Below are 24,312 nucleotides of genomic sequence, written 5' to 3'. Positions count from 1 at the left end.
CCTGAAGCGGGTGTCGCAGGTTCGAATCCTTACGGAGTGCAAGCCCGAAGAGCACCTACGGATCTCCGTAGGTGCTCTTCGGGGACGGTGCCGCAGGCCCTACAGGATCACGCCTGCGCGAACGGCCGGATTGCCGTAGGCGCGTGGCCCGGCTCCGACGCCACGTCCTCGAACTCGTTGACCGAGGCGATGTCCGTGCCGCTCATCGAGATGTTCGTGATCCGCTCCAGGATCGCCTCGACGACGACCGGCACCCGGAACTCCGCCGCCAGCTTCTTGGCCTCCTCGAAGGCCGGCAGCAGCTGGTCCGGCTCGGTGACGCGGATCGCCTTGCAGCCGAGGCCCTCGACGACCTTGACGTGGTCCACGCCGTAGGCGCCCAGCTCGGGCGAGTTGATGTTCTCGAACTCCAGGTTGACCTGGAAGTCGATGTCGAAGTTGCGCTGCGCCTGGCGGATCAGCCCCAGGTAGGAGTTGTTCACCAGGACGTGCACGTAGGGGATGTTGTGCTGCGCGCCGACCGCGAGCTCCTCCAGCATGAACTGGAAGTCGTAGTCGCCGGAGAGCGCCACGACGGAGCCCTCGGGGTCGGCCGTCGCGACGCCCAGGGCGGCCGGGATCGTCCAGCCGAGCGGGCCGGCCTGGCCGCAGTTGATCCAGTGGCGCGGCCGGTAGACGTGCAGCATCTGCGCGCCCGCGATCTGGGAGAGGCCGATGGTGGTGACGTACCGGGTGTCGGGGCCGAAGGCCCGGTTCATCTCCTCGTACACCCGCTGCGGCTTCAGCGGCACGTTGTCGAAGTGCGTACGGCGCTGGAGGGTCGCACGGCGCTCCTGCGTGGACGCGGCCCACTGCGAGCGGTCCTTCAGCTTGCCGGCCGACTTCAGCTCGCGCGCCACCTCGACGAACAGCTCCAGCGCCGCCTTGGCGTCGGAGGCGATCCCGAGGTCGGGGGCGAAGATCTTGCCCAGCTGGGTGGGCTCGATGTCGACGTGGACGAACTTGCGGCCCTGCGTGTAGACGTCCAGCTTGCCGGTGTGGCGGTTGGCCCAGCGGTTGCCGATGCCGAGGACGAAGTCGGACTCCAGGAAGTTCGCGTTGCCGTAGCGGTGCGAGGTCTGGAGGCCGACCATGCCGGCGTTCAGCTCGTGGTCGTCGGGCAGGATGCCCCAGCCCATCAGGGTCGGGACGACCGGGACGCCGGTCAGTTCGGCGAACTCCACCAGGAGTTCGGACGCGTCGGCGTTGATGATGCCGCCGCCCGCGACGAGCAGCGGGCGCTCGGAGTCGTTCAGCATCTCCAGCGCGCGCTCGATCTGCTTGCGGCTCGCGGCGGGCTTGTGCACCGGCAGCGGCTCGTAGAGGTCGGGGTCGAACTCGATCTCGGTGAGCTGCACGTCGATCGGCAGGTCGATGAGGACCGGGCCGGGCCGGCCGGTGCGCATCAGGTGGAAGGCCTGCTGGAAGACGCCGGGGACCTGCGCGGCCTCCAGGACGGTGGTGGCGGCCTTGGTGACCGGCTTCGCGATCGAGGCGATGTCGACGGCCTGGAAGTCCTCCTTGTGGAGGACGGCGGTCGGGGCCTGGCCGGTGATGCACAGGATCGGGATCGAGTCGGCGATGGCGGAGTAGAGGCCGGTGATCATGTCGGTGCCGGCGGGTCCCGACGTACCGATGCAGACGCCGATGTTCCCCGGGCGGGCCCGGGTGTAGCCCTCCGCCATGTGGGAGGCGCCCTCGACGTGGCGGGCGAGCGTGTGATGAACCCCGCCGGAGGCCTTGAGGGCCGCGTAGAAGGGGTTGATCGCCGCGCCCGGCACACCGAACGCGTTGCTGACGCCTTCGCGCTTGAGGATCTCAACTGCCGCTCGGGCAGCGGTCATTCGAGGCATTGAGTGCTCCTGCTCGGACCTGGGTGGAGTCGGGCTCTGTCGCGCCACCTGAGAGCACCAATTCCGTATTACGGAAGTTTGATTCTGCTATACGGAAGCAAATCTAAAGCGCGCCCGGACAGCCGTCAAGGGAGGCGGCCCGGCGCGGTCCTGCGGAAGCGTTTGGCCGAAGTGGCTCAACTCCCTCCCCCGGACCTCGCTCTTGGTGGAGCATGGGGGTACGGAGCGGAGTCGGCCCGGAATCCGGGCCGCCCGCGGTCCGTGCGGCGACGGGAGGCCACGGGTGGAGTCAGTGCCGGTACGGTGCCCGGACTGCCGCCGCGACCACGTGTACGTCACGGCCGCCTACCCCTGTCCGTGCGGCGCCCCGACCGCCCCGCCGCTGCTGCGCGGCGCCGCCGTCACGGCGATCACCCACCGCACCTGGAACGACGACTGGGTGACGGTGCGCTGCCGCGCCTGCGGGCGGCACGACCAGTGGCCGCAGCCCGAGCTGTGCTGCCCGTGCGGTGCGGTGCTGCGGATCCCGGTCCGCCCGGTGGCGTCCCTGGGCCGCACGCCGGACGGCGGCCCCCACCCGGGCGACCCGCCGGTGCGGCCGTCCCACATCCCGCTGCCGCGTACGGCCTCGGCCCCCAGACCCGCGTTCCGGCCGCTGACGATCCGTACCGCGCGCGACGCGGTCGGCGCCGCCGCGCTGTACCTGAAGTGGCTCGGCTACCACGAGGTCGTCCAGCCCGCCGAACGCCCCTCGTCCCGGATCGACCTGCGGGCGGCGGGGCTGATCGCCCAGGTCGACTCCACCACCAGGACGACCGCGCTGCGTGATGTCGAATGCCTGTGGCTCAACGCGCTGAGCACCTCGGTCTCCGCGGTGTTCTTCTCGCTCGCCGGGTACGCGCCGGACGCCAGGGAGCGCGCGGACGGGCTGGCCATCCCGCTCTTCGTCATGGACCTCACCGGGACCCCGCAGCCGGTGAACAGCCCCGCGGACGAACTCGTCAGCACGGGCGCCTGAGCGCCGCCCCGTACCGCTCGGCGGGCGGATCACTCCATACTGGAGTATGCGCATCCGCCCTGCCCGCCGCCCGGATCTCCCGCTGCTTCAGGACATCGAGCGTGCCGCGGGAGAGCCCTTCCGCGCCGTCGGCATGTCCGGCGTGGCCGACGACGAGCCGCCGTCCCTGGACGTGCTGGACGACTACCGCCGGGCCGGCCGGGCCTGGGTGACCGTCGGCGCCGACGACCGGCCGCTGGCCTATCTCGTCGCGGATCCGGTCGACGGCGCCGCCCACATCGAGCAGGTCTCGGTCCACCCGGCGGCCGCCCGGCGCGGACTGGGCAGCGGCCTCATCGGCCATACGGACCGCTGGGCGGCGGCCGAGGGCCTGGCCGCGCTCACCCTCACCACGTTCTCCCACGTCCCGTGGAACGCGCCGTACTACGCCCGGCTCGGCTTCCGCGTGCTGACGGAGACGGAACTCACCGACGGGCTGCGCAAGATCCGGGCCGAGGAGGCGGAGCACGGACTCGACCGGTGGCCGCGGGTCTGTATGCGCCGCGACGTGCCGCACCTCACAGAAATCAACCGGCCACAGTGAGTGCTATCGGTCACGTTCGAGCCAGGGGCCACAGATGTTCGGCAGGTTGTCGGCGGGGGGCCTTACAGTGGGGCGCATGGCCTTAACTCCACGGCACTCTCCACCGAATGCGCCGGCGTACGCCCCGCAGCCCGCACACCTCGCCCAGCCGGCCCACCCCGCCGCCGTCGAGGCGAACGAGGCGATCCGCGCACTGGTCGACGCCCGCGCCGGGCAGGACTGGTCCTCCGTGGAGTCCGCCGCGTACGAGGTGCTCCTGATCGAGTGGGCCGCCGCCACCCGGGCCGCCGCCACGGGCGACATCATCGAAGCCGCCTGACGGCGCCCGGTCCCTACCGGCCGTAGTTCTCCCGTAGTTCGATCTTCCGGACCTTCCCGCTGACCGTCATCGGGAAGGATTCGAGGATCTCCAGCAGTCGCGGCACCTTGTAGTGCGCCAGCTGTCCGCGGCAGAACGCCGCCACCTCCTCCAGGGCCGGCGGGTCCGCCGGGTCCACGGGGATGACGCAGGCCAGGATCTCCTCGCCGTACCGCTCGTCCGGCACCCCCACGACCTGCACATCCGCGATCTTCGGGTGTCCGTAGAGGAATTCCTCGATCTCGCGCGGATAGACGTTCTCGCCGCCGCGGATGATCATGTCCTTGATCCGGCCGACGATCTGCACGTAGCCGTCCTCGCGCATCACCGCGAGGTCCCCCGTGTGCATCCAGCGCCCCGCGTCGATCACTTCGGCGGTCCGCTCGGGCTGCTCCCAGTAGCCGAGCATCACGCTGTAGCCCCGGGTGCAGAGTTCACCCGAGACACCGCGTTCCAGCGTCACGCCCGTCGCCGGGTCGATGACCTTGACCTCGATGTGCGGCATCACGCGGCCGACGGTGCCGGTGCGGCGCTCCAGGTCGTCGTCGCGGCGGGTCTGCAGGGAGACCGGTGAGGTCTCCGTCATCCCGTAGCAGATGGACACCTCGTCCATGTGCATCTCCGCGACGACCCGCTTCATCACCTCGACCGGGCAGGGTGATCCGGCCATGATGCCGGTGCGAAGCGAGGAGAGGTCGTACGAGGCGAAGCCGGGGAGGTTGAGCTCCGCGATGAACATCGTGGGGACGCCGTAGAGCGAGGTGCAGCGCTCCTGCTGGACCGCGGCGAGCACGGCGGCGGGCTCGAAGGCGGGGGCCGGGATCACGATGCAGGCGCCGTGCGAGGTGGCGCCGAGGTTGCCCATGACCATGCCGAAGCAGTGGTAGAAGGGCACCGGCAGGCAGACCCGGTCCTGTTCGGTGTAGGCGACCAGCTCCCCCACGAAGTAACCGTTGTTGAGGATGTTGTGATGGGAGAGGGTGGCCCCCTTGGGGAAGCCCGTGGTGCCGGAGGTGTACTGGATGTTGATCGGGTCGTCGCAGGACAACTCGGCCTCACGCGCGGCGAGTTCTTCCGGTGTCACTGATCCGGCGGCCGCCGTCAGCTCCTCCCAGCTGGGGTCGCCGATGTAGTGCACGGCGCGCAGCGCGGGGCAGTTCGCCCGGACCTCCTCGACCAGCGCGCGGTAGTCGCTGGTGCGGTGCGAGAGCGTCGCGGCCAGGAGCGAGACGCCGGCCTGTTTCAGCACGTACTCCAGCTCGTGCGCCCGGTACGCGGGGTTGATGTTGACCATGACGGCGCCGATGCGGGCGGTGGCGTACTGGACGAGCACCCACTCGGGGCAGTTGAGCGCCCAGATGCCGACCCGGTCGCCCTTGGCCACCCCCGACGCCATCAGCGCGCGGGCCAGCTCCTCGACGTCCCTGCCGAATTCGGCGTAGGTCCAGCGCCGCCCTGAGACCACGTCGACCAGCGCCTCGCGCTCGCCGTACGCCTCGATCGTCCGGTCGAGGCCGCGTCCGATGGTGTCGCCCAGCAGGGCGGTGGCGCCGGTGCCGTGGGCGTAGGACGGCTCGGTCATGCCAGGTCCCCCTCGGCGTACTCGGCGCCGGTGCCCCGGGCCGTGGCCTCACGCAGTTCGATCCGGCGGATCTTGCCGGAGACGGTCTTGGGCAGCTCGGCGAACTCCAGCCGGCGGATCCGCTTGTACGGGGCGAGGACCGCGCGCGAGTGGGCGAAGAGCACCTTGGCCGTGTCGGGGCCCGGCTCCCAGCCCTCGGCGAGGACGACGTACGCCTTCGGGACGGCGAGCCGGAGCGGGTCGGGGGCCGGTACGACCGCCGCCTCCGCGACGGCCTCGTGCTCCAGCAGGGCGCTCTCCAGCTCGAACGGCGAGATCTTGTAGTCGGAGGCCTTGAAGACGTCGTCCGCGCGGCCGACGTAGGTGATGTAGCCGTCCTCGTCGCGGGAGCCGATGTCCCCGGTCCGGTAGTAGCCGCCCGCCATGGCCTCGGCGGTGCGGTCCGGGTCGCCGTGGTAGCCGGTCATCAGGCCGACCGGGTGGGCGGAGAGATCGAGGGAGATCTCTCCCTCGACGGCGCCGGGCTCCCCGCTGACCGGGTCCAGGAGCACCACCTCGAAGCCGGGGCTCGGGCGCCCCATCGAGCCGGCCTTCAGCTTCTGGCCGGGGGTGTTGGCGACCTGGACGGCCGTCTCCGTCTGACCGAATCCGTCCCGGATGGTGACGCCCCACGCGCGCCGGACCGACTCGATGACCTCCGGGTTGAGCGGTTCGCCCGCCGCGACGACCTCGCGGGGCGGGGTCTTCAGCTGGGAGAGGTCGGCCTGGATGAGCATCCGCCAGACGGTGGGCGGCGCGCAGAAGCTGGTGATCTGCGAGCGGTCCATCTCGGCCATCAGCCGGGCCGCGTCGAAGCGGGTGTAGTTGAAGATGAAGACGGTCGCCTCTGCGGTCCACGGCGCGAAGAGGTTGGACCAGGCGTGCTTGGCCCAGCCGGGCGAGGAGATGTTGAGGTGGACGTCGCCGGGCTTGAGCCCGATCCAGTACATCGTCGAGAGATGGCCCACGGGGTAGGACACATGGGTGTGCTCGACGAGCTTGGGGCTGGCGGTCGTGCCCGAGGTGAAGTAGAGCATCAGCGGTTCGTCGGCGTCGGTCTCCCGGTCCGCCGTGAAGGTCTCCGGCTGCTGGTCAGCCCCGGTGTACGAGAGCCAGCCCTCGGTGTCCGCGCCGACGACGATCCGGCCGTAGCGGCCGGGCACCTCGTCGAACTTGGCGGTGTCGGCGTCCCGGACCAGCACGTGGCGGACCCGGCCGCGCTCGACCCGGTCGCGCAGGTCGGCCGGGCCCAGCAGCGGGGTCGCGGGGATGACGACGGCGCGCAGCTTCATCGCGGCGAGCGCGGTCTCCCACAGCTCCACCTGGTTGCCGAGCATGACGAGGATGCGGTCGCCCTCGCGGACGCCCTGGGCGCGCAGCCAGTTCGCGGCCTGGTTGGAGCGGGCGGACATCCTGGCGAAGGACATCTCGGTACGCCCGCCGTCCTCCTCCACGATGTGCAGGGCGGTGCGGTCGTTGTCCCGGGCGATGACGTCGAACCAGTCCAGCGCCCAGTTGAAGTGGTCGCTGCGCGGCCAGCGGAAGCCCTCGTAGGCCGCGCTGTAGTCCTCGCGGTGTCGCAGCAGAAAGTCCCGGGCGGCCCGGAACGTCTCCGTCGCACTGGTGGCCGACATATGCCCTCCTCATTGCGGTCCGGACCGGTCACTTAACATCATGTAAACAGTGACCCAGGTCTCACTACCCCCGAACGGGGGTACGGGGGTGCGAGCCGGCGATGCCGCGCCCCCCGGAGCCGGGCAGAGAGGCGGCGTCGTGCCGGAATCCGTCGATGCGGTGGAGATGCAGGCCGCGCTGTTGCGGCTGCGCCGGACGAGCGGGCTGCCCGTGGCGTTCGGCGGGCTGCTCTCCGACACCCGCCATGCCAGGATCGCCGAGCTGAACGGGGCGCACACCGCGGCGCTGCGCGGGCTGGTGATCTCGGCCGGCAGCGGTCTGGGCGGCAAGGCGATCGCCCTGTCCCGGCCGTGCGCGGTGACCGACTACCACTCCTCGCGCCACATCAGCCACGAGTACGACGTGGCCGTGGCGGCGGAGGGCCTGCGCTCGGTCGTCGCGGTACCCGTCGTCGTACGGCGCAAGGTGCGCGGCGTGCTGTACGGGGCCCTGCGCGAGCCCCTCACCCTCGGGGACCGCACGTTCGACGCGGCGGTGGCGGCGGCCCGCGACGTGGAGCAGGCGCTGGCCGTCCGGGACGAGGTGCAGCAGCTGCTCGCCGTGACCCGCGAGGAGGTGACCGATCCGCGGGCCGCCCCGGAGGCCTGGGAGGACGTCAGGTCGGCTCACCGGGAACTGCGCGCCCTGGTACCGAAGGTGCTCGACCCGGCGCTGCGCGACGAGCTGCTCGCGGTGTGCGGGCGGCTCGCCTCCGCGGCCGGTGCGCGGGTGCCGAAGGCCCCGGAGGTGCAGCTGGCGCCACGCGAGCTCGACGTCCTGGCCTGCGTAGCGGCGGGTGCGACGAACGCGGTGGCGGCGGGCCGGCTCGGGCTGCGCCCGGAGACGGTGAAGGGGTATCTGCGCTCCGCGATGCGCAAGCTCGGTGCGCACACCCGGCTGGAGGCGGTCGTCGCGGCCCGGCGGGCGGGGCTGCTGCCGTAGTCCGCGCACGCCTGCGCCCGCATGCTCACCCACCGCACTCCCCTCAATCACGTCACTCACCTCATTCATGTCACTGACCTCATTGACCTGATTGACCTCACTCACCGAAGTCGATGAACGAGGCGAACCTGATGTCGTAGCCGCTGCCGTCCGTGGCCGCCTCCGTCATCACGGAGAGCAGCGCGACGGCCTCCTCCGTGACGGCGTCGCGCCCGGCCGCACCGAGCGGGCGCAGCTCCTGCACGGTGACGGTGGCCGGTGCGCCGCCCCGGCCGGTGTCCAGCTGCCACAGGGCGGCGAGGAAGCCGTCGAACAGCACGCTCCCGTAGCTCTGGTTCCCCACTCCGTTGCGCCCCCTGAACCGGGGCGGGACGATCCGGGTGCGGTCCGCGTGGCCGAGCAGCACGTTGTCGAACTCGGGCAGGAAGCGCGGCGGGGCGGGGGTGTCCTCGGCGGGACGCGGGGCGTCGGGCAGGTCGAACAGCTCGACGCCGTTCTCGTCCCGGAAGGTGGCCAGTCGCGGACGGAGCCGGTCGAAGACCTCCGCCAGCCGGGTCAGTCCGGCCCAGGACTGCATGTCCCGCACCGACGCCGGGCCGAACGCGCCGAGGTAGCGGAGCACGGTGGCGTCGGGCGCGGGGACCGACTCCGCGGGGCGGGCGAGCCAGTGCTCGACGGTGGTCAGCGCCACCCGGCCGCTCCTGCCCCACACCCCGCGCGGGGTCACCTGGACCAGCGGGAGCACGCAGCGGGCCGCCGTGCTCAGGGCCTGCGGATCGGCGTCCGGCCACACGGTGAGCAGCCGCTCGCGGATCTCCTTCGGGGTGCGGGGCGCCTCCTCGACGTACTCCCGGCTGATGTCCCGGAGCCGGTCCAGATCCACGCCCACGAGCCGGTTCCGGAAGATCCTCAGCTCCCGGTCGCGGGCCTCCTGGACGAGGGGGCGCAGGGTGAGGGCGTCATCCGCGGTGTGGGTGTGGATGGTGGAGCGCAGGGTGACGATGCGGACGACTTCGCGCGATTCCATCAGCGCGGCGAGTTCGGCCGGGTCGAAGCCCTCCAGCCGGGCGAGCAGCTGGAAGTAGGGCGGCCGGGGGTTCTGCGCCTGGAGGCCGACGAGGTGCCGGATCGCCTCCTCGGCCGTCATCCCGGCGCGGCGGAGCAGCAGTTGGCGTTCCAGCGTCGCGCGCCCCAGTGCCCGGGGCGAGAGCACCGCGGGGGCCGGGGCGGAGGTCTTCTTCTTCTCGGCCATGGCGGCACGGTACGCGGCCATCAGGACGGATTCCGTCCTGATGGCGCGGCTTCGCGTGGCCCTTCGCGTGTTCGCCGGGCCGCCGGGCGCGGGTACCGGGCGCCGGCGGCCCGCCGCCCGCATCATGGACCGGTGATCAGTGTCCTCTTCGCCGTCCTGACCGCGCTCAGCAACGGGTCCGCCTCCGTCCTCCAGCGCCGCGCCGCCCTCGATGTCCCCGACCGGGAGTCGATGCGGATGTCATTGATCGGCCATCTGCTGCGCCAGAAGGTGTGGCTCGCGGGGATCGCGCTGGTGATCGTCGCGGCCGTCTGCCAGGCCGTCGCGCTGGCGACCGGGCCGATCGCGGTGGTCCAGCCGATCTTCGTGATCGAGCTGCCGGCGACCCTGCTGCTCGCGGGGTTCGTGATGCGGGTGCGGGTGCCCCGGCGCGTCTGGCTCGGGGCGGCCGCCGTGACGTTCGGGCTGGCCCTCGGCATGGCGTCGGCCGCTCCGGGGGGCGGGAGCGAGACGGTGCACGGGGCGGCGTGGGTTCCGGCGCTGATCCTCACCGGTCTCTTCGAGGCGGCGCTGATCGCGGGGGCGCGGGCCACCCGGGGCAACTCCCGGGCCGCGCTGCTCGGCCTGGCCGCCGCCTGCGGGTACGCGCTCACCGCCGCCCTGATGAAGGACGCCATGGCGCGGCTCAGTGACGGCGACGGGGTGGTGGTGCTCTTCGAGTCCTGGCAGCTCTACGCCACGGCCGCGGCGGGCGTCGGCGCCCTGTTCCTTCTCCAGAACGCGCTCCAGGCGGGCACGCTGGTCGCGGTGCAGCCGTGCCTGACGCTGGGCGACGCCCTGATCAGCGTCCTGTACGGGGTGACCCTGTTCGGCGAGGAGCTGCACACCGGCTGGTGGCTGCTCCCGGAGCTGCTGGCCCTGGCCCTGATCACCGCGGGCTGCGTCGAACTGGCGCGGTCACCGCTGGCGGCCGGAAACCCGACGTCCCCGTCCCGCGCGCGCCGGGTGGACTGAACACCACCGCGCATGCGGGACGGGAACGCCGTCCTCCAGGAACACGCCCCGGCTGCCCGCCGGTTACTTGCTCACGGCGAAACGCATCAGGGCCTGCTCGGTGCCCTGCTTGATCTTCCCCGTCTCGTTGATCACCTCGAGCTTCCAGCTCCCGCCGACGCGCAGCGCCTTGGCCACGGCGCAGCCGTTGTCGTTGCTGAGCAGGCTCGGCCAGATGTCGGCGACCTGCTGGCTGCTGCCGCCCGTCGCGTCGTACACCTTGAAGCTGATGTTGCGCGCGTTCTGGAAGGAGCTGCCCTTCTTGTACGCGGCGGCGATGAAGACGATGGACGTGATGTTCGTCGGCACCCGGGCGAAGTCGACGGTCACCGTCTCGTCGTCGCCGTCGCCCTTTCCGGTCTGGTTGTCACCGCTGTGCACCAGCGATCCGTTGCCCAGCGGGTCCAGGGAGTCCAGACCGGCCAGCCGGACCGGGTCCGCGCCCTGCATCGCGATGGCGATCAGGTCGAGGTCGGTGCCCTTCTTCTGGCGGAGCTTCCCCATCAGCCCGCCACTGCTGCCGACCGTGGGGTCCCAGGACACCCCGATGGACAGGTGGGTCACCCCGTCCAGATCCGCCGGGCCGTCTTCCTTGTTCAACGTGATCATGCGTGATCCTCTTCGTGGCGAGATTCCTACAGGTCGAGTGTGCCTGGTGTCTCCCCCGCGCATCCCACCAGGGGCAAAATTTCGACCAAGTGTTTGATGCCTGAAGACGGATTGTCCTGCGTCGGCAGGATGTCACCGGACATGAGCACGTGATAGGGGTCCGCGAACTCTGTTCCTTTTCCGGCCGCCACGACGGCCGGCCGGCCCCGCCGTCCAACCGTTCTACGGGGCCGGTTCGCGCACCACCAGCGGCGTCCCGAGGACCTGGTGCCCGCCGCTGGCGAGCATCCGCACCTCTCCGCGCTCGCTGATCTCCGCCCGGACGATCCCGGTCTCGTCCTCGTAGACCGGATATCCACCGGCCCCGGACTGCGCGGTCCGCCGGACGATCACCGCGTCGTCCTCCACCGCGGACGACTGAAACACCAGTTGGTAGCTCTCGGGGTAATCCATGACGGCCTCTCCGTCGGCTGCGTCTGCGGACGGCCTCTCCACGCGGCTCTCGGTGCCGTTCCCGCCCTTCGGGTCCCGCCCTTCGGGGCGCTCGTGGGCCCACACCCTCCATCGTCTCTCACCCCTGCCGTCGCCGCCCGCCCGAGGCCGCGCGCTGCGGGTCCGGGGCCGGTCCCCCTATCCTGAGGAGGTACGGGACATTCGAAGGCGAGCGGGCTGCGGTTCCCCCTTCTCCCGCGTCGTACGGTGGGCATGACCGGGATCCCCGACATCGGGAAGGGACTCATCATGAAGGATGCCGACCTGGGCGACGAGGTCTACCAGCCCCAGCAGCCGGAGGCCTCCGACCCCGCCGATCTGCTCGACGTGGAAGACACCCTGGACGACCGCGACCTCACTGACGTGCTCGACGAGGGGTACTCCCCGCCCGAGCGGCCGTGGGCCGTGGAGGACCGGGGCACCACCGCGTCCGAGCAGCACAGCGGCGAGGCGCTGGAGGGCCGGCTCGCCCGGGAGCTGCCCGAGGTCGCCGATGTGCCCGGTGACGGCGTGGGCGACATGCCGGACGGGGACGGCGAGCCCTGGGACGACGAGGTCGGCGACGTCCGTGCCGGGCGCCTCACCCGCGAGCTGGACCGCGACGACCCGGACACCACGGCGGGCGAGGACGTCGGGATCGACGGCGCGGCGGCGTCTGCCGAGGAAGCCGCCATGCACGTCGTCCCGGACGACCGGGCGTAGCCGCGGAGCCGCCGCGCGCACTGACGTACCGGCGTACCGAAATACCGGCGTACCTGCGTATCCAAGTACCGACGCACCGACGTATCTGCGTACCGAGGGAGAGCCAACATGCCGTACATCACGGTCGGCGAGGAGAACTCCGCCGGCATCGAGCTGTACTACGAGGACCACGGCGCGGGCAGGCCGGTCGTCCTCATCCACGGATTCCCGCTGAGCGGCGCCTCGTGGGAGAAGCAGCTGCCGGTCCTGCTCGGCGCCGGGTACCGGGTCATCACCTACGACCGGCGCGGTTTCGGCCGGTCGGGCAGGCCCGTCACCGGGTACGACTACGACACGTTCGCCGCGGACCTGAACACCGTGATGGAGAAGCTGGATCTGGAGGACGCGGTGCTGACCGGGTTCTCCATGGGAACCGGCGAGGTCACCCGCTACCTCGGCAACCACGGCTCGCGCCGGGTGGGCCTGGCGGTCCTGGTGGCCCCCGTGCCGCCCTATCTGCTGCTCGCGGACGACAACCCCGAGGGCGTGGACCGGAGCGTCTTCGACGGCATCATGAGCGCCATCGTCGCGGACCGGCCCGCCTATCTCACCGAGTTCCTCGACGGGTTCAACAACACCGACAAGCTCGCCGGCACCCGGATCAGCGAGCAGGCCCTGCGGATGCAGTGGAACGTGGCGGCGGACGCCTCTGCCCACGCCACCCTGGCGTGCGTGCCGACCTGGCTGACGGACTTCCGCGACGACCTGCCGAAGAACGACGTGCCGACACTGATCGTGCAGGGCGACGAGGACCGCATCCTGCCCATCGACTCCACCGGGCGGCGGCTGCCGGACCTCATTCACGACAGCCGCCTCGTGGAGATCGCGGGCGGCCCGCACAACATCGGCTGGACCCATGCGGAGGAGCTCAACACCGTACTGATGGGCTTCCTGGACGAACACCGGCGCTGACCCCCGGTCCCGCGTCCGTCCCGTCCCCTTACCTCGGAGGTAATCGACCCCTTCCCCGCGGTCGGACATCGTGTTCCTCACCAGCACAACGTGCCCGGCCCACAGGCCGGGACCGACGAGAGGACCCCACGATGACCGCCTACGACGACGCCGTCGAGCGCTACTTCGCCGCCTGGAACGCCGCCACCCCCGAGGAGTTGGCGAAGGCCGTCGCGGCGGCGTTCACCGAGGACGCCGGCTACACCGACCCGCTGGCCGACGTGCGGGGGCACGACGAGCTGGCGGCCGCGATCAGCGGCGCCCGGCAGCAGTTCCCGGGCTTCACCTTCCGGCAGACCGGGACCACGGACGGACACCACTCCCTCGTCCGTTTCAGCTGGGAGCTGGTCGCGGCGGACGGTTCCGCCCCGGTCGCCGGTTCGGACGTGGCCGTTCTCGCGGCCGACGGGCGGATCAGCACGGTGGGCGGATTCCTGGACCGGGTACCGGCCGTCTGACTACGGCCCGGCGGTGACGGTCCGGCCGGACCGGCCGCTCCGTCACCGGGCCTGCGCCAGCGCGATACCGAAGTGGCCCTCGGCGCTGTCGACGGTCTCGAAGAGCCGGTTGGCGGGCCGGGGCAGCCCGTAGTGTCCGCGCAGGGTGCTCGCGGTGTACTCGGTACGGAACAGGCCCCGCTCCTGGAGGATCGGCACCACCCGGTCGACGAAGACCTCAAGGCCGGAGGGGAGGACGGCGGGCATGATGTTGAAGCCGTCGGCGGCCCCGCTGTCGTACCAGTGCTCGATGGTGTCCGCGACCTGCTCTGCCGTACCGGCGAAGGTGCGGTGGCCGCGTCCGCCGCCGAGCCGGCCGATCAACTGACGTACGGTCAGCCGTTCGCGCCTGGCCAGCTCCACGATGAGCGTGTAGCGGCTCTTGGCACCCTCGATCTCGTCCTCGGTGGGAATGCCCTCGGGGAGTTCGGCGTCCAGGTCGAGTTCGTCGGGGGCGATCCTCAGCCGCTGGGCGAGCTGCCGCCTGGCGTAGTCCGGGACGATGAGCTCCTCCAGTTCGGCGTCCAGTGCCAGGGCCTCGGCCTCGGTGTCGCCGATGACGGGAACGATGCCGGGGAGGATCTTGATGCCGTCAGGGTTGCGGCCGGCGGTCTCGGCGCGCTGCTTCACGTCCTTGTAGAACGCGATGCCCTCCTCCAGGGTCTGCTGGGCGGTGAACACCGCCTCCGCGTACCGGGCGGCGAAGTCCTTGCCGTCCTCGCTGGACCCGGCCTGCACGAGCAACGGGTAGCCCTGCGGCGGGCGTTGTACGTTCAGCGGGCCGTCGACCCGGAAGAACTCACCGCTGTGCCCGATCTTCCGGACCCGTTCCGCCAGGGCGTGGACACCGCGCTCCTTGTCCGCGATCACGGCGTCGTCGGCCCAGCTGTCCCACAGCTTGGTGGACACCTCGACGAACTCACCGGCGCGCCGGTAGCGGTCGTGGTGCAGCGGGGTGTCGTCGAGGCCGAAGTTGCGGGCCGCGTCGGCGCCCGCCGTCGTGACGATGTTCCAGCCGGCCCGGCCGCCCGAGACATGGTCGAGCGAGGCGAACCGGCGGGCCAGGTTGTACGGCTCGTTGTAGCTGGTCGACGCGGTGGCGATGAGGCCGATGTGCCGGGTGGCACCGGCCAGCGCGGTCAGCAGGACGGTGGGCTCCAGCTTGGCGGACGGCCGCCGTCCCGGATCGCCCATCAGGACGGGGCTGTCGGCGAGGAACAGCGAGTCCAGTCTGCCGCGTTCGGCGATCCGGGCCAGGTTCTTGTAGTGCTCGACGTCGGCGTTGGCCTCGGCCGGGCTCTCCGGCAGCCGCCAGGACGCCTCGTGGTGGCCGGTGGACATGAGGAAGGCGTTGAGGTGCAGCTGCTTGCGGTCAGGCGTGCGGGGCATGGGATTCCTTCACATCGGTACGGGGCTGGGCGGGTGCGGCGAGAGTGCGTGCATGGCGGCGCGAGGCGAGCGGCGGACGGCAGTTCGACGACAGGCCCTACGGCTGCGCGACGCCGAGGGCGGTGAGCAGGGTGTCGCGGTACTCCTGGAACCGGGCATCGCGCCGGGAGCGCGGGGTGGGCAGGTCGACGGTGAGGTCCACGGCGATCCGGCCGTCCTCCAGGACGAGTACCCGGTCGGCCAGTTCGACGGCCTCGTCCACGTCATGGGTGACCAGGAGCACCGCGGGGCGGTGGCGCTCGTACAGCTCGCGCAGCAGGCCGTGCATCCTGATCCGGGTGAGGGCGTCCAGGGCGCCGAACGGCTCGTCCGCGAGGAGCAGTTCGGGCTCGCGGACCAGGGCGCGGGCCAGCGCGGCGCGCTGCTGTTCGCCGCCGGACAGCTCGTGCGGCCAGGACCGGCCGCGGCCCTCCAGGCCGACCTCCGCCAGCGCGGTGAGGCCGCGTTCACGGGCGCCCGGCCCGCGCAGTCCGAGGACGACGTTGTCGATCACCCGGAGCCAGGGCAGCAGCCGGGAGTCCTGGAAGGAGAGCGAGACCCGGTCGGGGACGGTGAGTTCACCGGAGCCCTCGACGGTGTGGTCGAGCCGGGCGACGGCCCGCAGCAGGGTGGACTTGCCCGAGCCGCTGCGGCCGAGCAGCGCGGTGAACTCCCCCGCCGCGACGGTGAGATCGAGCTCTTTCAGGACGTCCCGGTCACCGAACCGGCGGACCAGGCCGCGGGTGCGGATCGCGGGAGCCTCCACGGCCGCGCCGGCGGCGGTGCGGGCGGCGGTCAGCCCGCCAGGGTGCGTCGCCACGACAGGACCCTCCTCTCGACGGCGCGTACCGCCGCGTCCGACGCGAAGCCGAAGATCCCGTAGGCCACCAGGCCCACGATGATCACGTCGGACTGGGCGTACTGCTGGGCCTGGAACATCATGTAGCCGATGCCGCTCGTGGCGTTGATCTGCTCGACGACGATCAGCCCGAGCCAGGACGCGGTGACGCCGAGGCGCAGTCCGACGAAGAAGCCGGGCAGTGAGCCGGGGATGACGACCTTGCGGACGAACTGCGCGCGGCTCAGGTCGAGTCCCTCCGCCAGCTCGACGTACCGGCTGTCGATGCCGGTCAGCGAGGCGTACGTGTTGATGTACATGCTCACCGCGACGCCGAGTGCGATCACGGTGACCTTCATCTGTTCGCCGATGCCGAGCCAGAGGATCAGCAGCGGGAGCATGGCGAGGGACGGGATGGCGCGCTTGATCTGGAGCGGACCGTCCAGCAGGTATTCGCCGGTGCGGCTCAGCCCGGCCGCGACAGCGAGCACGACCCCCGCGGCCACCCCGAAGAGGAGCCCGAGCCCGGCGCGTTGCAGCGAGATGAGGACGTTGTCCTGGAGCCGGCCGTCGGCGATGAGGTCCGAGGCGGTGGAGAGCACCGTGCCGGGCCCGGACAGGATCCGGGGGTCGAGGTAGCCGATGGCGGAGGCGAACCACCACAGGGCGACGACCAGCACCGGACCGATCAGCCGCCCGAAGGGCAGGGCCCGGCCGGGGCCCAGCCGTCTGCGGGTGGGCCGGGGGATCGTGGGCCGGGGCGCGGACCGGCCGGCGACCGCCGACTTCGCGGTCTCCCCCGGCGCGGCGGCCGTGTTCACCCGGCCTGCCGTGCGGGCGTTCGTCAGCAGCTCGGTCATGACGTCTCCCGGTAGCGGGCCGGTACGGCTCCGGCCGCCAGCCCCTCGAAGCGGCGGTCGAACAGGCCGGCGACGTCCTGCTCCGGCACGAACCCGCCCTCGGCCATCAGGTCTGCGGTCTCCTGCTCCCACGCGATGGCCTTGTCCCAGCTCACCGGGAACCGGGGCTGCCGCAGGGAGGCGACGATGCGCTTGCCGTCCTCCCGGGTGACGCCCTGGTCCTTGACGTAATACGTGTCGATCCAGGCGTCGGTGTTCTCCCAGGCCCACGCAACTCCGCGGGCCCACAGCGGGACGAAGGAGCGGACGGCGGCGGCCTTGGCCTTGTCCTTCAGCACCTCGTCGGGTGCCCAGAGGACCGTGAGCAGGTCCACCACATCGGTCTTGATCCCGCGCGCCCCGTCCTTTCCGTACTGGCTCAGGTACTTCGTGAGGGTCGGCTCGCCCAGCGGTGCCACGTCGACCTGCCCGGACTGCAGGGCGGTGAGGAACTGGGTGCTGGGCAGGGCGACCAGCTCGACGTCCTTGTTGGCGAGGCCGGCCCGCTTCAGCGCGCGCAGTACGACGACGCCCTGTGCCTGGCCCTGCGAGAAACCGATCTTCCGGCCCCGGAAGTCGGCCGCGCTCCTGATGTCCGAGCCGGGCGCGGTCGCGAAGACGTAACTGGGTCTGTTGCGTACCTGCACCGCGACGATCTTCGCGCCGACGCCGATGGCCTGGGCCTGGATCGGCGGAATTCCGGCGTTGACCGCGAGGTCGATGGAATGGGCTCGGAATCCCTGGATGATGTCGGGGCCCGCGTTCAGGTTGGGCCAGTCGGAAACGGTGAACGGCAGCTCCTCCTTCAGTCCGGCCGCGCCCAGTTGGAGCTGGGTGGTGCGGACGGCTATGGAGAGTTTCGTGCCGGGCGGCGGCGCTCCCGAGGGAAGTCTTCCGGTGGGTTCTGCGCTCGCCACCGTTTCGGCCTGCGGCGAGCAGGCGGCGAGTGCGCCGATGGCCGTCGCACCGGTCAGTGCGAGAAATGATCTGCGGCCGACGGTCCGGTATGTGTCGTTGAATGGCACGGCGAATCCCTGATCAGTGGCCGGTGGGGGGCGCGGGCGCCCGGAGGGTGAGGTAGGCGCCGTCGTGGAAGAGGAGCGGGCTGCGCCCCTCGTCGAGCCGGGCGTCCACCACCCGGGCGATGACGATGCGGTGGTCACCGGCCGGGACGAGCTGTTCGATCTCCAGCCGCAGCCACCCGGCCACATCGTCGAGCACCGGCTCCCCCTCCGGCAGCCGCTGCCAGCGGGTGGGGGCGGCGAAGCGGTCGATGCCGCTGGTGGCGAACGTGGTGGCCAGTCCCTGCTGTTCGGCGCCGAGGAAGTTCACGACCGCCGTGCGGGCCCGCTCGATGTGCGGCCAGGAAGAGGTGGTGGTGCCGATGCCGAACGACACCAGCGGCGGGTCCAGCGAGAGCGAGCTGAGCGAGGTCGCGGTGAAACCTATGGGGCCGTGGCCCGCGTCGGCGGTGATGACGACGACTCCGGCGGGATAGCGGCGGAATGCCTGCCGGAATCGGCGCGGGTCGATGCCGGGCTTGGTCGGTGCCGCCGGTTCGGTCGGTGCGGCCGGCGCGGAATATGAGGACACGGTGACGGTCAACGTCTCTCCCGAGTGGGTGGGTGGGTCAGCAGGGTGCGAGGAAAAGCCGCGGGCATACGTGAGTACGCGAACAGCAGGACTGCGATGCCGGGCACGTCGGCCGGGACGTGGATTTCGAACGGGCGCATATCGGCCGCGGGAAATCCGGCAGATGAAAAACCGCGCAGGAAGTACAGCGGACGCGGCAGGATTTACCGGAGGCCCGGACAGGGGCGACAACACAGGAACCGGACGGCGGCGAACGCCGTCACGGGCAGGCGGAAGACGCGCATCACGAAGGACGCGTTCCCTGAATTCCGCTGCCGGCTGGTCATGAATCCATCATCCCGTCCGCATTCGTACCCGGTCAACAATGCAACTGCCTGAATTAAGTCGGCCGAGGAAACGGCCGCCGGAATCGGCGGACCGTCAGGAGACCGCGGGCAGCGCGGGCCAGGGACCGAGCGGATCCGTGTACAGCGCGCCGAGCGCCACCGCGCCACCGGCCGTGGCCAGCACCGTGCCGGTGAAGCTGGTCGGCACCACGGCCCGCTCCGGGTCCTCGCAGACCCAGGAGCGCTTCGCCACCTCGGCCCGCAGATCGGCCAGACACCCGGGCATCCGGCCCACCCCCGGCTCGACCACGACGAGCACCTCGGGGTCGAACATGTCCAGCAGGAGCGCCGCCGCCCGGCCCACCAGTCGCGCCCGGCGGCGGAAGAGCGATACGGCCCGCGGCTCACCGGCCAGCGCCAGGTCCAGCAGTTCCAGGAACGAGTCCACGGCCAGCCCCTGACCGGCCGCGCGTCGCACCATGGCACACTCCGACACCTCCGACTGGAGGCAGTCGGTCCGCCCGCACGAACAACGTCCGCCACCGCCCGCCCCGTCGGCGTCGCCGCCCGCCTCCGCGGTACCGAGCGGCAGATGGGCCACGCTGCCCGCTCCCGAGCGCGGGCCCCGGTGCATGGCACCCTCGGTCGCGAAGGCGGCGTCCACGACCGCGCCGACGAAGAGCAGGACCGTACTGGTCCGGGTCGACTCCTCGCCGAACAGCTGCTCCGCCCGCGCCAGTGCGCGGGAATGGCTGTCCACGTGGACCGGGAGCCCGGTCGCGGCGGCGAGGACGTCGCGTGCCGGGACGTCGCGCCAGCCGAGCTGCGGATGCTCCACGATCACCCCGGCGACGGGATCGACCCGGTGCCCGGTGGCGAGGCCCAGGGCGAGCACGGTGCGGCCGCCCGCGTGCGCGGCCGCCAGCCGGGGCAGCCGGGCCGCGAGTTCGCCGAGCATCCGGCGGGGGTCCGTGGTGCGGTGGGGTCGGCGGTCCTCTGCCACGATCCGGCCGCGCAGGTCCATCAGGGAGACGGTGGAGTGGGCGACGGCTATGTGCGCCCCGGCCACCAGGTAGCGGCCGGTGTCGATCTCGACGGGGATGTGCGGGCGGCCGAGCCCCCGGGGCCCCGACGTCTCCGCGCTCTCCCGGACCAGCCCGCGGGCCAGCAGCTGGGCGACGTGGCCGGTGACCGAGGCGGGCGAGAGGCCGGTGAGCCGGGCGACGGTGGAGCGTGCCACCGGCCCGTGGTCGAGGATCGCCCCGAACACCGGACCGGGGCCCGCGGGCCGGCGGGCGGTCGGTGCGGCGGGCAGGTCGGAGCGGCGCGGCGGACGGGGGCGACGGCCGGGTGCGGACAGACTCTTCACAGTGTCTTCCAGGTCCTCGATGTCAGCGGGTGACGCGGTGTGTGCTCCGGGTGCGGAGCCCTGGCGGTGCGCACCGGCACGGGGAAGAAGGCCGGGGGCGCTGCGCTGCGGTGGAGAGACACCCTGCGGGGCCGGGCGGGGGCGGCTGGAGCGCCCCTGCGGACGGATCGCGCGGGCGTGGTGCTCTCAGACCCGATGACACACGGCGGAGCACACACGCTTCAGGTCGATATGACCTCGCGTCGTCAGGTGTGCGGATCGCTGCATGCCGCGCAACGTAACCGGACCGGCGCAACCCGGTCAAACCTTTGCCGCATCCTGGACACCCGTTCCCCTGCCGGGTGTTGCCCCGCGTTGCGGCGGTGTGACGGGCGTCCGACGGGGGCGTGAACAGTGGCGCGCGGGCCGGTGGCCCGGCAGGTGCGGAGCCCGGCCGGAGGCAGGTCCGGAGCCCGGTCGGCGGCCGGTGTGGGCCGGATGGCGGAACGATTCCCGGAATTAACCTCTGATGCCTTGTCATCGCCGGTTCTACGCGCATAGCTTGTGCTCCCTCATCACACTCTGAGGGGCAGTTTCCGTGCGCATATCCAGACCTCGCTCCGTCCTGCTGGCCGGCGCGGTCGCCGTGACCCTCTCGGCCACCGCGCTGCCCGCCGCCTTCGCGGCCCCGTCCGCGTCCGCCGTGATCTCCGAGGTGTACGGGGGCGGTGGGAACTCGGGCGCGACGCTCACCCGCGACTTCGTCGAACTGGCCAACGCCGGCTCCGCCGCGTACGACCTGTCCGGGTTCAGCGTCCAGTACCTGCCCGGCGCGCCGTCCGCCGGCTCGCAGTGGCAGGTGTCCCCGCTCACCGGCGCCGTCGCACCCGGCGGCCGCTATCTGGTCGCGGAGGCCGCGGGCACCGGGGGCACCGTCACCCTGCCCGCCCCGGATGCCACCGGCACCGTCGCGATGTCCGCCGCGAGCGGCACGGTCGCGCTGGTCTCCGGCACCACGGCGCTGACCTGCAAGACGGCGGCCGACTGCGCCTCCGACACCCGGGTCGTCGACCTGGTGGGCTACGGCTCCGCGGTCGTCCGGGAAGGCACCGGACCGGCGACGGGCGCCTCCGCCACCGCCTCCGTGGCGCGCGCGGCCTCCCTCGCGGACACCGACGACAACGCCGCCGACCTTCTCCCCGGCGCACCCACCCCGGTGAACGCGGCCGGTGAGACCTCCGGCGGCGGCGAGGACCCCGGCGACCCGGGCAACCCCACCGAGCCCGGCACCGTGCGCGTGCACGACATCCAGGGCGCCACCCGGGTCTCCCCGCTGGACGGCAAGGCGGTGACGGGGGTCCCCGGCATCGTCACGGCGGTCCGCGCCACGGGTTCGCGCGGATTCTGGATCCAGGACCCCTCGCCGGACGCGGACCCCCGCACCTCCGAGGGCGTCCTGGTCTACACCGGCTCCGCCGCCCCGACGGTCTCGGTGGGCGATTCGGTCCTGGTCAGCGGCACGGTGGACGAGTACTACCCCTCGGCCACCACGCAGTCCGTCACCGAGATCACCGCGCCCAGGACCACGGTGCTCTCCTCCGGCAACGCGCTGCCCGCGCCGGTCGTGCTCAACGCGGCCTCGGTGCCCGGCGGTTACGCCCCCACGGCGGACGGCGGTCCGATCGACGCACTGCCCCTCGAACCGGCGAAGTACGCGCTCGATCTCTACGAATCCCTTGAGGGCAACCGGGTCGAGACCTCCGACACCCGGGTCACCGGCGCCACCAGCTCGTACGGCGAGGTCTGGGTGACCGTCGAGCCGAAGCAGAACCCGACCCGGCGCGGCGGCACGCTGTACTCCTCGTACACCGACCAGAACACCGGCCGGATCAAGGTCATGTCGCTCGACGCCGGCCGGCCCCTCCCGGTGGCAAACGTGGGCGACGTGCTGTCCGGCACCACCAGCGGCGTGCTGGACTACGACTCCTTCGGCGGCTACAGCCTCCAGGCCACCCGGCTCGGCACACTCACCGACCGGCACCTGAAGCGCGAGGTCACCAGGGAGCAGAAGCGCGACGAACTCGCCGTCTCCACCTACAACGTCGAGAACCTCGACGCGCTCGACGACCAGGGCAAGTTCGACACCCTCGCCAAGGGCGTCGCGGTCAACCTGGCCTCCCCGGACATCGTGTCGCTGGAGGAGATCCAGGACGACAACGGCGCGGTCGACGACGGCACGGTCGGTTCGGAGGCGACGCTGAAGCGGTTCACCGACGCGATCGTCGCGGCGGGCGGTCCGCGCTACTCATGGCGTTATGTCGCTCCGCAGGACGGCAAGGACGGCGGCGAGCCCGGCGGCAACATCCGCAACGTCTTCCTCTTCAACCCCGCCCGGGTCTCCTTCGTGGACCGCGCCGGCGGCGACGCGACCACCGCGGTGAAGGCCGTGAAGACCAGGCACGGCGTCACCCTGTCGGCATCGCCCGGCCGGATCAGCCCGCTGGACGAGTCGTGGTCCGACAGCCGCAAGCCGCTGGTCGGTGAGTTCCGCTTCCGCGGCGAGCCGGTGTTCGTCATCGGCAACCACTTCACCTCCAAGGGCGGCGACCAGCCGCTGCACGGCCGCTACCAGCCGCCCGTGCGCAGCTCGGAGACCAAGCGGGTCAAGCAGGCGGCGGAGGTCAACACCTTCGTCAAGTCACTGCTGTCGGCGGACAAGTCGGCGCGCGTCATCGCCCTCGGCGACCTGAACGACTTCGCGTTCTCACCGACGATGTCCGCGCTCACCGCCGGGAAGGCGCTCAAGCCGCTGATCAACACGCTGCCGGCGAACGAGCGGTACAGCTATGTGTACGAGGGCAACTCGCAGACGCTGGACCACATCCTGACGAGCCCGGGCATCCGGCGCCTCGACTACGACGTGGTGCACATCAACGCGGAGTTCGCGGACCAGGCGAGCGACCACGACCCGCAGATCGTACGGGTACGGGCCGACGCGTCCGGCCACGGGGACCACGGGCATCACGGCGGCCACCACGGCCACCGCTGATCCCGCGCGGGCGGGCGGCGGGGCGGTCCGGCGGACGCTCAGCCACCCGCCCGCGGCAGTGCCGCCCCCGCCCGGCGCGCACGCGGACGCGGCAGCGCGGCGGCAAGGGGCCACAGCGCGGGCGCCGGCTCCAGGGGGAGGTCGCTGAAGAAGCGGGCGACCAGGTCCGCGACGTCGTCGGGGCGCTCCAGCACGACCCAGTGGTCCGAGTCCTCGATGGTCAGGAAGCGGCTGCCCTCGATCGTCGCCGCGAAGGCCCGCTGCCGTTCGGGCGAGGTCACCGTGTCGTGCTCGCCCGCGAAGACGAGCGTCGGCACACCGCTCAGCCCGCCGGAGAAGTCCGGCCGGTGGCCCAGCGCCCGGCGCAGCGACTGCGCGGCGTGCGGGGAGTGGCTGAGCGCGTGCAGGAAGGAGCGCCGGACGTAGCGCCGGGCGAGCTCCCTGCGGTGCACGTTGCGGGCCGGGTCCAGGCACAGCAGGGCCTCCGCGGTCAGGCTGGCGAGCCCCTCCATGTCACCGGAGCCCAGCCGGTCGACCGCCCGGCCCCACTGGCTCCGCTGGGCGTCGCTGATGTGGACCGGGACGCCGCCGAGCACCATCCGGGCGATGCGGCGGGGGTTCTGCCGGGCGCAGCCGAAGGCGATCGACGTGCCGTAGGAGAAGCCGAAGAGGTTGACCCGGGGGACGCCCAGGTCGTCGATGATGCCGGTGACGGCCTCGTACAGGATGTCGTCTCCGGTGCCGGGCGGCAGCGGGTCGGCGCTGCCCATGCCGGGCAGGTCGGCGGTGACGACGTGGGCCCTCGGCCCCAGGTGCTCGTCCATCTGCGGCCAGCCGTACATGCCCTGGAGCGCGCCGCCGAGGACGATGACGGGCTCGGTGCGGGGCGAGGGCTGGGGCAGGGTCCGGTAGCTGTAGCGCAGCCCGTGCACCGACAGGTTCCGGACGATCTCGTCGGGCATGGTGGCCATCCTTAGAGGCTGTCGGGTGGCCTCCGGCCGGAAGCGGACGCGGTCCGGTGCGTGCGATTCCAAGGCGGAGGAGGGAGTCAACGCGGAGCGTTGATGACCGACGACAACGCCGGAAGTGTGCGTGCCGGGGCGTGGCCGCCCGGCCGGAGGCCACCCGACAGCCTCTGGGAGGGGCCG

At 71.8% G+C, this 24,312-nt stretch carries 22 protein-coding genes; 9 read left to right on the top strand and 13 right to left on the bottom strand.

The genetic code is table 11. The features are described from left to right. Positions 1-107: 107 nt before the first annotated feature. A complete protein-coding gene (gene gcl, locus OG892_RS32820; protein ID WP_073735056.1) occupies positions 108-1,883 on the bottom strand; it encodes a glyoxylate carboligase in 1,776 nt (591 codons plus the stop codon). Positions 1,884-2,175: 292 nt separating this feature from the next. Here gcl and OG892_RS32815 point away from each other — a divergent pair, with 292 nt between their 5' ends. The 3 genes from OG892_RS32815 (at position 2,176) to OG892_RS32805 (ending at position 3,812) form a co-directional block, all read left to right on the top strand. Beyond that, entirely contained in the window at positions 2,176-2,910 is a 735-nt protein-coding gene (locus OG892_RS32815; RefSeq protein WP_371630960.1) for a hypothetical protein, read from the top strand. Between the two features lie 46 nt (positions 2,911-2,956). Continuing rightward, positions 2,957-3,493: a GNAT family N-acetyltransferase gene (locus OG892_RS32810; protein WP_073735054.1), complete on the top strand. Its 537-nt coding sequence runs from the start codon at positions 2,957-2,959 to the stop codon at positions 3,491-3,493. 76 nt (positions 3,494-3,569) lie between these two features. Next, positions 3,570-3,812 carry a hypothetical protein gene (locus tag OG892_RS32805; protein WP_073735053.1) on the top strand — a complete coding sequence of 81 codons (243 nt, stop codon included), beginning with the start codon at positions 3,570-3,572 and terminating at the stop codon, positions 3,810-3,812. Positions 3,813-3,825: 13 nt separating this feature from the next. Here the strand turns inward: OG892_RS32805 and OG892_RS32800 are convergent, their stop codons facing one another. Together OG892_RS32800 and OG892_RS32795 are read right to left on the bottom strand one after the other, a co-directional pair. Continuing rightward, positions 3,826-5,433: an AMP-binding protein gene (locus tag OG892_RS32800; protein ID WP_371630959.1), complete on the bottom strand. Its 1,608-nt coding sequence runs from the start codon at positions 5,431-5,433 to the stop codon at positions 3,826-3,828. Next, positions 5,430-7,106, bottom strand: a complete 1,677-nt coding sequence (locus OG892_RS32795; protein WP_073735051.1) for an AMP-binding protein — start codon at positions 7,104-7,106, stop codon at positions 5,430-5,432. Before OG892_RS32795 ends, OG892_RS32800 begins: the two co-directional genes overlap by 4 nt. Before the next feature lie 139 nt (positions 7,107-7,245). On the opposite strand from OG892_RS32795, the gene OG892_RS32790 reads away from it, so the two are divergent. After that, entirely contained in the window at positions 7,246-8,088 is an 843-nt protein-coding gene (locus OG892_RS32790) for a LuxR C-terminal-related transcriptional regulator (RefSeq protein WP_073735050.1), read from the top strand. A gap of 97 nt (positions 8,089-8,185) precedes the next feature. On the opposite strand, the gene OG892_RS32785 is transcribed toward OG892_RS32790, so the two are convergent. Next, on the bottom strand, positions 8,186-9,340 hold the full coding sequence (locus OG892_RS32785) for a winged helix DNA-binding domain-containing protein (RefSeq protein WP_371631728.1): 1,155 nt from the start codon (positions 9,338-9,340) through the stop codon (positions 8,186-8,188). A 132-nt stretch (positions 9,341-9,472) separates the two neighbouring features. On the opposite strand from OG892_RS32785, the gene OG892_RS32780 reads away from it, so the two are divergent. Then, the gene (locus OG892_RS32780) at positions 9,473-10,354 is read left to right on the top strand and encodes a DMT family transporter (RefSeq protein WP_073735049.1); all 882 of its coding nucleotides are present in this window, start codon (positions 9,473-9,475) and stop codon (positions 10,352-10,354) included. Between the two features lie 63 nt (positions 10,355-10,417). Here OG892_RS32780 and OG892_RS32775 read toward each other — a convergent pair whose 3' ends face one another. Both OG892_RS32775 and OG892_RS32770 read right to left on the bottom strand, forming a co-directional pair. Beyond that, on the bottom strand, positions 10,418-11,002 hold the full coding sequence (locus OG892_RS32775; protein ID WP_073735048.1) for a TerD family protein: 585 nt from the start codon (positions 11,000-11,002) through the stop codon (positions 10,418-10,420). Positions 11,003-11,224: 222 nt separating this feature from the next. Continuing rightward, complete coding sequence (locus OG892_RS32770) at positions 11,225-11,455, bottom strand: DUF6296 family protein (RefSeq protein WP_073735208.1); 231 nt, start codon at positions 11,453-11,455, stop codon at positions 11,225-11,227. Between the two features lie 288 nt (positions 11,456-11,743). On the opposite strand from OG892_RS32770, the gene OG892_RS32765 reads away from it, so the two are divergent. From OG892_RS32765 to OG892_RS32755, 3 genes are all read left to right on the top strand, one after another. Next, a complete protein-coding gene (locus OG892_RS32765; protein WP_073735207.1) occupies positions 11,744-12,196 on the top strand; it encodes a DUF5709 domain-containing protein in 453 nt (150 codons plus the stop codon). Between the two features lie 108 nt (positions 12,197-12,304). Next, complete coding sequence (locus OG892_RS32760; protein WP_073735047.1) at positions 12,305-13,147, top strand: alpha/beta fold hydrolase; 843 nt, start codon at positions 12,305-12,307, stop codon at positions 13,145-13,147. Between the two features lie 131 nt (positions 13,148-13,278). Beyond that, positions 13,279-13,644 carry a nuclear transport factor 2 family protein gene (locus tag OG892_RS32755; protein ID WP_371630958.1) on the top strand — a complete coding sequence of 122 codons (366 nt, stop codon included), beginning with the start codon at positions 13,279-13,281 and terminating at the stop codon, positions 13,642-13,644. A gap of 42 nt (positions 13,645-13,686) precedes the next feature. Here OG892_RS32755 and OG892_RS32750 read toward each other — a convergent pair whose 3' ends face one another. From OG892_RS32750 to OG892_RS32725, 6 genes are all read right to left on the bottom strand, one after another. After that, positions 13,687-15,072: an LLM class flavin-dependent oxidoreductase gene (locus tag OG892_RS32750; RefSeq protein ID WP_371630957.1), complete on the bottom strand. Its 1,386-nt coding sequence runs from the start codon at positions 15,070-15,072 to the stop codon at positions 13,687-13,689. A 97-nt stretch (positions 15,073-15,169) separates the two neighbouring features. Then, complete coding sequence (locus OG892_RS32745; RefSeq protein ID WP_328864850.1) at positions 15,170-15,931, bottom strand: ABC transporter ATP-binding protein; 762 nt, start codon at positions 15,929-15,931, stop codon at positions 15,170-15,172. Beyond that, positions 15,907-16,809: an ABC transporter permease gene (locus OG892_RS32740; protein ID WP_371630956.1), complete on the bottom strand. Its 903-nt coding sequence runs from the start codon at positions 16,807-16,809 to the stop codon at positions 15,907-15,909. Before OG892_RS32740 ends, OG892_RS32745 begins: the two co-directional genes overlap by 25 nt. Continuing rightward, positions 16,806-17,873, bottom strand: a complete 1,068-nt coding sequence (locus OG892_RS32735; protein WP_073735042.1) for an ABC transporter substrate-binding protein — start codon at positions 17,871-17,873, stop codon at positions 16,806-16,808. The genes OG892_RS32740 and OG892_RS32735 overlap by 4 nt, the downstream gene beginning before the upstream one ends. Positions 17,874-17,886: 13 nt before the next feature. Further along, positions 17,887-18,453, bottom strand: a complete 567-nt coding sequence (locus OG892_RS32730; protein ID WP_371630955.1) for a flavin reductase family protein — start codon at positions 18,451-18,453, stop codon at positions 17,887-17,889. A gap of 408 nt (positions 18,454-18,861) precedes the next feature. Further along, positions 18,862-20,136 (bottom strand): ROK family protein, encoded by a 1,275-nt coding sequence (locus tag OG892_RS32725; RefSeq protein ID WP_371630954.1) that lies wholly within the window; start codon positions 20,134-20,136, stop codon positions 18,862-18,864. A 577-nt stretch (positions 20,137-20,713) separates the two neighbouring features. Between OG892_RS32725 and OG892_RS32720 the strand changes: the two genes are divergently transcribed. Then, the gene (locus OG892_RS32720) at positions 20,714-23,164 is read left to right on the top strand and encodes an endonuclease/exonuclease/phosphatase family protein (RefSeq protein WP_371630953.1); all 2,451 of its coding nucleotides are present in this window, start codon (positions 20,714-20,716) and stop codon (positions 23,162-23,164) included. 38 nt (positions 23,165-23,202) lie between these two features. Here OG892_RS32720 and OG892_RS32715 read toward each other — a convergent pair whose 3' ends face one another. After that, positions 23,203-24,126, bottom strand: coding sequence for an alpha/beta fold hydrolase (locus tag OG892_RS32715; RefSeq protein ID WP_371630952.1), 924 nt, complete (start codon positions 24,124-24,126; stop codon positions 23,203-23,205). Between the last annotated feature and the right edge of the window lie 186 nt (positions 24,127-24,312).

The organism is Streptomyces sp. NBC_00341 (assembly GCF_041435055.1).
GTDB lineage: Bacteria > Actinomycetota > Actinomycetes > Streptomycetales > Streptomycetaceae > Streptomyces.
This window is presented reverse-complemented; position numbering and strand designations above follow the sequence as displayed.